This is a genomic window from Bradyrhizobium sp. AC87j1 (genome assembly GCF_002936975.1).
GTDB lineage: Bacteria > Pseudomonadota > Alphaproteobacteria > Rhizobiales > Xanthobacteraceae > Bradyrhizobium > Bradyrhizobium shewense.
In genome coordinates, this window is record NZ_PTFE01000098.1 from 20,402 (window position 1) to 27,716 (window position 7,315).

Annotated in this window: 8 protein-coding genes; all 8 read left to right on the plus strand. The window is 65.7% G+C overall.

What is annotated here, in order from left to right:
• The first annotated feature begins 213 nt into the window (after positions 1 to 213).
• The gene (locus tag CV770_RS33550; RefSeq protein ID WP_104465400.1) at positions 214 to 1,869 is read left to right on the plus strand and encodes an acetolactate synthase large subunit; all 1,656 of its coding nucleotides are present in this window, start codon (positions 214 to 216) and stop codon (positions 1,867 to 1,869) included.
• Positions 1,870 to 1,990: 121 nt separating this feature from the next.
• Positions 1,991 to 3,793, plus strand: coding sequence for a chloride channel protein (locus CV770_RS33555; protein ID WP_104465401.1), 1,803 nt, complete (start codon positions 1,991 to 1,993; stop codon positions 3,791 to 3,793).
• Between the two features lie 48 nt (positions 3,794 to 3,841).
• Positions 3,842 to 4,189: a Lin0512 family protein gene (locus CV770_RS33560; protein WP_026201886.1), complete on the plus strand. Its 348-nt coding sequence runs from the start codon at positions 3,842 to 3,844 to the stop codon at positions 4,187 to 4,189.
• A gap of 4 nt (positions 4,190 to 4,193) precedes the next feature.
• Positions 4,194 to 4,886: a GNAT family N-acetyltransferase gene (locus tag CV770_RS33565; RefSeq protein WP_104465402.1), complete on the plus strand. Its 693-nt coding sequence runs from the start codon at positions 4,194 to 4,196 to the stop codon at positions 4,884 to 4,886.
• A gap of 66 nt (positions 4,887 to 4,952) precedes the next feature.
• Positions 4,953 to 6,137 carry a serine hydrolase domain-containing protein gene (locus tag CV770_RS33570; protein WP_104465403.1) on the plus strand — a complete coding sequence of 395 codons (1,185 nt, stop codon included), beginning with the start codon at positions 4,953 to 4,955 and terminating at the stop codon, positions 6,135 to 6,137.
• A 95-nt stretch (positions 6,138 to 6,232) separates the two neighbouring features.
• A complete protein-coding gene (locus CV770_RS33575) occupies positions 6,233 to 6,442 on the plus strand; it encodes a YgaP family membrane protein (protein ID WP_201760160.1) in 210 nt (69 codons plus the stop codon).
• Positions 6,439 to 6,960, plus strand: a complete 522-nt coding sequence (locus CV770_RS33580) for an RNA polymerase sigma factor (RefSeq protein ID WP_104465404.1) — start codon at positions 6,439 to 6,441, stop codon at positions 6,958 to 6,960. Before CV770_RS33575 ends, CV770_RS33580 begins: the two co-directional genes overlap by 4 nt.
• A gap of 76 nt (positions 6,961 to 7,036) precedes the next feature.
• Positions 7,037 to 7,315: DUF429 domain-containing protein (locus tag CV770_RS33585; protein ID WP_146101406.1), on the plus strand; the 279-nt coding region annotated here is incomplete at its 3' end.

A 7,315-nucleotide genomic window follows, 5' to 3' on the forward strand; every position in this document is an offset into this window, starting at 1 on the left:
TCACCCTGAGGTGCGAACCGTGCGACGCAACGCGTCGCGTGGAGAGCCTCGAAGGGCGACAGCCCGGCTGCATCTCGGCCGTACATCCTCTTTCGTTACGCTCGCAACGAGAGTTGATGCAATTGCGCGCCTCTTTGTGAGTTGTGCATATGCCACGGACCGCTACCATGTCATTGTTCCCCGAACACGGGAGCGAGCACAAGCGGAGGCGACATGAGCGGACAGGAGCGCAAGGTGAAGGGATCGGACCTGTTTGTCGCGGCGCTTGAGAATGAAGGTGTCGACCGCATCTTCGGCGTTCCCGGCGAAGAGAATCTCGATCTCGTGGAATCGCTCCGCACCTCCAAGATCGAGCTGGTCCTGACCCGTCACGAGCAGGCCGCCGCCTTCATGGCCGCCACGCATGGGCGGTTGACCGGCAAGCCCGGCGTTTGCCTCTCGACGCTCGGCCCCGGCGCGCTCAATCTGTCAACGGGCGCGGCCTATGCGCATCTCGGCGCGATGCCGATGATCCTGATCACCGGCCAGAAGCCGATCATGAGCAGCCGTCAGGCGCGCTTCCAGATCGTGGACGTGGTCGCGACCATGAAGCCGCTGACGAAACTGTCGCGGCAGATCGTCAGCGCCTCCAGCATTCCGACCGTGGTGCGCGACGCATTCCGCGTGGCGATGGAAGAGCGGCCAGGGCCGGTGCATCTCGAATTGCCCGAGGACATCGCGGGTGACGAAGTGCCTGATGTTCCCGTGATCCCGGTCCATCCGATCGAAATCCCGGTCGCCCATCGCGCCGCGCTCGACCGCGCCGCCGAGATGATCCTGTCGGCGCGACATCCGCTGGTCATGATGGGCGCCGCGACCAGCCGGCCGCGCGCGACCCACGGTATCGCCAGCTTCGTGCGGCGGACCGGCATTCCGTTCTTCACCACGCAGATGGGGAAGGGCACCGTGCCTGGCGGCACCAATCTCTACATGGGGACGGCCGCGCTGTCCGAACGCGACTACGTTCATGACGCGATCGATGCCGCCGACCTGATCATCGCGATTGGCCACGACCCCGTGGAGAAGCCGCCTTTCATCATGGGGCCGTCAGGGCCGAAGGTCATTCACGTCAGCTACACATCTGCCAGCGTCGAGCTGGTCTATTTTCCCGACGCGGAGGTCATTGGCGACGTCGGCCCGAGCCTCGAGTTGCTCGCCGACCGGCTCGAAGGCAAGCTGCCGCAGGCTGCGGCCCTGCTGCCGTTGCGCGAGAAGATTCTCGGCCACATCGCCGACCGCGCCACCGAGGCGCGCTGGCCGCCGACGCCGCAGCGGATCGTGCACGACATCCGCCAGGTGATCCCGGAGAACGGCATCGTCGCGCTCGACAACGGCATGTACAAGATCTGGTTCGCGCGCAACTACCGCACCCGCGTCGCCAACACGCTGCTGCTCGACAATGCGCTGGCGACGATGGGCGCCGGACTTCCGTCGGCGATGATGGCCGCGATGCTCTATCCGGATCGCCGTGTGCTCGCGGTCGCCGGCGACGGCGGCTTCATGATGAACAGCCAGGAGATGGAGACCGCCGTCCGCCTCAAGCTCAATCTGGTCGTGCTGGTGCTGGAGGACAAGGCCTACGGCATGATCCGCTGGAAGCAGGCCGTCGATCACTTCGCCGACTACGGCATGACCTTTGGCAATCCCGATTTTGTCCTCTACGCGAAGGCCTATGGGGCGAAGGGGCATCGGATCGAGAGCATCGACAGCTTTGGCCCGACGCTGGATGCCGCCTTCAAAGAGGGCGGCGTGCATCTGATCGTGATCCCGATCGATTATTCGGAGAACGTGCGGGTGCTCGTGGACGAGCTGCGGGCGCGGGAGAGGTAGCGCTCCGGCCGGCATTTGCCCGGAGGATCATACCAGCCATTCCTTGATATATATCGTGACACGATATATATTGGCAGGCGCCAAGAACCCTCCCGGCAAAATCTCCCGACAAGAGCTATCCATGCGCCAGACCCTGGACATCACCGGCGGCCTCCCGCGTCCTCGCGGCAAGCCCGGAGACTTCACCGCCGACCGCCGCGTATTGATCCTGATCGGCATGGCCCTGCTGGTCGGCAGCCTCGGGGCGGGCGCCGCATGGGTGCTGCTGAAGCTCATCGCGCTCGTCACCAATCTGGTCTGGTTCGGTCATTTCAGCACCGAGAACGTTTCGCTGGCGAATGCCCGTCCCGGGATCTGGATGGTGCTGGCGCCGGCGCTCGGTGGTCTCGTCATCGGGCTGATGGCGCGCTACGGCTCGGAGAAGATCCGGGGACACGGCATCCCCGAAGCGATCGAGGCGATCCTGATCGGCGGCAGCCGGATGCAGCCGAAGGTCGCGGTCCTGAAGCCGCTGTCCTCGGCGGTGTCGATCGGCAGCGGCGGACCGTTCGGCGCCGAGGGGCCGATCATCATGACGGGCGGCGCGATCGGGTCGATCTTCGCCCAGTGCTTTCATCTTACCGCCGCCGAGCGCAAGACGCTGCTGGTCGCGGGCGCGGCTGCCGGCATGACCGCGATCTTCGGCACGCCGATCGCGGCCGTCCTGCTCGCGGTCGAACTGCTGCTGTTCGAATGGAAGCCGCGCAGCTTCCTGCCCGTGGTGACAGGGGCGGTGATCTCGGCGGCCTGGCGCCCGCTGCTGTTCGGGACGGGACCCTTGTTTCCGTTTGCCGAGCGGCCGGATCTGCCGTGGTGGGGGCTGGCAGCAGCGATCGGCGTCGGCATCGTCGCCGGCCTGCAATCAGGGCTGATGACGCGGCTGCTCTACGCGATCGAAGACCTGTTCGACCGCCTGCCGGTGCACTGGATGTGGTGGCCGATGCTTGGCGGTCTGATCGTCGGCCTCGGCGGCCTCGTCGATCCGCGCGCGCTTGGCGTCGGCTACGACATCATCGCCGATCTCTTGTCCGGCCACATGGCGCGCGACGAAGCGATCCGGCTGCTGCTGGTGAAGTCCGCGGTCTGGGTGATTGCGCTCGGCTCAGGCACGTCGGGCGGCGTGCTGGCGCCGCTGCTGATCCTCGGCGGCACGGCCGGCTGGATGGAGGGGCTGGCGCTGCCCGGTGGCGCGTCATTCTGGGCGCTGGTCGGCATGGCCGCGATGATGGGCGGCACGATGCGCTCGCCGCTGACAGGCGTGATGTTCGCCATCGAGCTGACAGGCAATATCGATATGCTGCTGCCGCTGCTGGCGGCGACCGGCGCAGCGCATGCCGTCACGGTGCTGCTCCTGAAGCGCTCGATCCTGACCGAGAAGATCGCGCGCCGCGGCCAGCATATCACGCGCGAATACGCGATCGATCCGTTCGAGCTGCTCCGCGCCGCCGATGTCATGGTCACTGATGTCGACACGCTGCCGGTCGACATGCCCATTGACGAAGCGGTCACTTTCTTCACCTCGGACCAGCGCCGTCACAAATCCTATCCCGTCGTCACTGCCGATGGACGGCTGGCCGGCATGGTCACGCGCGCCGATGTGCTGCGCTGGCGCACCGAGGGCGATCACCAGGCGGCAACGCTCGACGACGTCGTCTCGGACAGCTCGGCCGTGATGGCATATCCTGACGACGTGCTGGGGCGGGTCGCCGATCTCATGGTCGCCTCCGATCTCGGGCGCCTGCCGGTAGTCGACCGCGCCAGTCATCGCGTGGTGGGCCTGGTTGCGCGCAAGGATTTGCTGCGAATTCGCGCGGTCGTGAACGCGCAGGAGGAGGACCGCAACGCATATTTCCTGCGCGAAAAGGCGCTTGTGCCGGAGGCGTAGATCGCGGAAGGTCGGCCCTTCTGAACTCCAGCACTAATGGGAATGAACATGACTCGTGTTCGCTGCGTCACCGAGATGGGTATGGGCGTTGATGTCCACGGCAGGGACGCCACCAAGGCGGCCAAGCGCGCGGTGTCGGATGCCATCAGGCATTCGAGCCTCGGCTTCTTCCGGATGATCGGCAAGACTGCGAACGACATGTTCGTCGACGTCACGATCGCGGTGCCCAATCCGGAAGCCGTCGACAAGGAGGCGGTGGCCAAGGAGCTTCCTTACGGCACCGTCACCGTCACCGCGGTCAAGGGTGGATTGGAGATTCCCTCGGCGACCGAAGTGGCCAACGATCCCATCCTCATCGCCAATGCTGCGGTGATCGTCAGCTTCGACAAGGACTAGGCCGGTGTCCGACAGCGATGAGGCGCTGCTCGATCGTCCGATCTGGAGCGCGCTGACGACCAGCCACAAGCATCTGGCCGAAGGCGGCCCGCGGGCGCTGCGCTATCCCGTCGACATGACGCCGTTTGCCGACATGGTCGACATGTCCGCGGCAAGCTTTGCCGCGCTCGGTGATCTCCTGTCGGGCTCGCAGGTCGCCGCATTGTTCACGCCGGATCCGATCGACGTACCCGCCGGCTTCAAGGTCGTGATCGCCGGGCCTTGCGAGCAGATGATCGGCTCGCCCGCGGCCAGTCCGCTCCGCGATGCCGAGATCGTCACGCTGGGTGCCGACGACGTCCCAGCGATGACGGCGCTGACGGAGCTGACGAAGCCCGGTCCGTTCGCGCGGCGGACCCATGAGCTCGGCACGTTCCTCGGCATCCGCGCCGGGGATCAATTGGTCGCGATGACGGGCGAGCGCATGAAGCCGGGTAAGTTCGTGGAGATGACGGCCGTGTGCGTGCATCCCGACTATCGCGGCCGCGGCTATGCGCAGGCGCTGCTTGCGGCCGTCGCCCGCGGGATCGAGGCGCGCGGGGAAATTCCGTTCCTGCACGTGTTTTCCAGCAACGTGTCGGCGATCGCGCTGTACCAGCGGCAGGGCATGCGCATCCGTCGCTGCCTGCACGTCACCGCGTTCATGAAGCAGCAATAGGCGCTGCGGCCTTCATTTCCCGCGAAAGCGCGCTATATCCGTCCAAACCACAATTGGGGGAGACTCATGGACGCCAAGGTTACGGAATTTTCCGCCGCACGGACGGCGATGCAGCGCTATGTCGATCAGGAAATCATTCCGGGCGCATCCTGGGCCGTGCTGCGCGGGGGCGAGGTGGTCGACCAGCAATGCGTCGGCTTTGCCGACCGCGAAGCCAAGACCGCGCTTCGTCCCGACCATATCTTCCGCGCCTTCTCCAACACCAAGATCTTCGTCACTTGCGCGATCATGCTGCTGGTCGAGGAAGGCCGCATCGGCCTCGATGACCCGATCGAGAAATTCCTGCCGCAGCTCGCCGGTCGCAAGGTGCTGAAGCCGGACGCTTCGAGCCTTGCCGATGTCGAGCCGGCGAAGAACCCGATCACGATCCGCCAGCTCCTGACCCACACCTCCGGCCTCAGCTACGGCATCTTCGATCCGGGCACGGTGCTGTTCAAAGCCTACAACGAGGCGCGCGTACTCAACCCGCTGACGCCACTCGCCGACATGATCGACCAACTCACCAGCCTGCCGCTGTCCTATCACCCGGGGACGTCCTGGGAATATTCGGTGGCCACCGACGTGCTCGGCCGTATCGTGGAGGTCGTCTCCGGCAAGCCGCTCGACGCTTTTCTGAAGGCGCGCATCTTCGACCCGCTCGGCATGACCGACACCGGCTTCCATGTTCCGGAAGCGCAGCAGGGCAGGCTGGTTGCGCTTTACAATGGCGCTGATGTGCTCGACCCCATGAAGCCCGGGCTCACGCGCGCCGACAATCTGCCGTTTCCGCATGCCTATCGACGGCCGTTTCCGCGGCTCTCGGGCGGCGGCGGTCTGGTCTCGACGTTGCCCGACATGCTCGCACTGGTCCGCGCGCTGCTGCCCGGTTCGGATGCGCTGCTGAAGCCGGAGACGCTGCGGCAGATGATGACGAACCAGCTCCCGGCAGGGCAGACCATCCGCTTCGCCAATCTCGGCCCGATCCCCGGCAAGGGTTTTGGCCTCGGCGGCGCCGTCACCTTCGCGCCGACGCCGTTTGATCCGCCGAACTCCACCGGGGAATTCCAGTGGGGCGGGCTCGCCGGCACCCATTGGTGGATCTGCCCGCAGGCCAATACCGCGGGGGTCCTGATGGCCCAGCGTTACATGGGCTTCTGGAATCCGTTCTTCTTCGAGTTCAAGCGCCTGGCCTATCAGGCCGTCGGCGGCTGACCGCGAAAAAAATTACGAGCCCCGCGAATCCTTTCCGGCCGGCGCGCCCTCTTGATGGTCGAGGCATTCAGCCTCGGCTCATCTCGGAGGATGCAATGGCATTTTACAGGAAGAACATCGGCGGCCTGCACCAGGCGGTGCGGATTGCCGCAGGGGTGGCGGTGGTGGTCGCGGCGTTCGTTTATCTGGCCGGCGTGACGGCGTGGCTGGTCGCGCTCGGCGGCGCCGGCTTCGCGCTGACCGGCTTCGTCGGCTATTGCCCGATGTGCGCGATGGCGGGGATCGGGCGAGGGGGCGTATCGTGAGTGCGGTGGCGATCTCGCCGAACCTGTTCGAAGCCGCGCGGCTCGGCGATCCCCACGCGATCGCCTCGCTGCTCGAGACGGCGCAGCCGGACATCCGCCGCTACGCGCGCGCGACCTGCCGCAGCTCGGCGGATGCCGAGGATGCGACGCAGGAGGCGCTGTGGATCCTGTTCCGCCATGTCGGCACGATCCGATCGCTGCTGGCGTTTTCGGCCTGGCTGTTCAGCGTCGTCCGCCGCGAATGCCTGCGGCTTGCGCGCAAGGCAGGCCTCGCGCCGGCGATCGATGACGATGCGGCCGAAGCGCTGCTGCTGACGCGTCCTGAAAACGATCTGCGGCTCGACGTCGCCGCAGCTTTCGAGGCGCTGCCGCCGCACTATCGCGACGTTGCGTTGATGCGCGACGTCAAGGAAATGACCATCGAGGAAATCGCCGTCGCGCTCGGTGCATCCAGGCAGACCGTAAAGGCCCGGCTGCACCGCGCCCGCGCGCTGATGCGCGAATATCTGACGAGATGAGACATGACCGCTGTTCGAGCAACATCGAGGTGACAGCTTGGGATGAACGAACGTCGGCAGCGGCGGGGTCGTGCGCGTGAATAGTTATCTCGGCCTCGACGGATTTCGTTTCGGCTGGGTCGCGGCCTGGATCGACGATCGCGGCGATCATGGTTTTGATTATTCGCCAGGCCTGACGCGTTTGCTCGCGTTGCCGCATGCGCGTGCGATGATCGACATGCCGATCGGATTGAATCCGGCCGGCTATCGCCTGTGCGACCTGCGTGCGCGCGAGCTGATTGGCCCCGCCGTGTTTCTCGGTGCGCGCCGGGATCTCTGGACGTTAGCCGACATGGCCGAGGCCAACCGTCACTAC

Coding starts and splice junctions, on each gene's coding strand:
- CV770_RS33550 (WP_104465400.1), top strand. CDS start 214: ATGAGCGGACAGGAGCGCAAGGTGAAGGGATCGGACCTGTTTGTCGCG.
- CV770_RS33555 (WP_104465401.1), top strand. CDS start 1,991: ATGCGCCAGACCCTGGACATCACCGGCGGCCTCCCGCGTCCTCGCGGC.
- CV770_RS33560 (WP_026201886.1), top strand. CDS start 3,842: ATGACTCGTGTTCGCTGCGTCACCGAGATGGGTATGGGCGTTGATGTC.
- CV770_RS33570 (WP_104465403.1), top strand. CDS start 4,953: ATGGACGCCAAGGTTACGGAATTTTCCGCCGCACGGACGGCGATGCAG.
- CV770_RS33575 (WP_201760160.1), top strand. CDS start 6,233: ATGGCATTTTACAGGAAGAACATCGGCGGCCTGCACCAGGCGGTGCGG.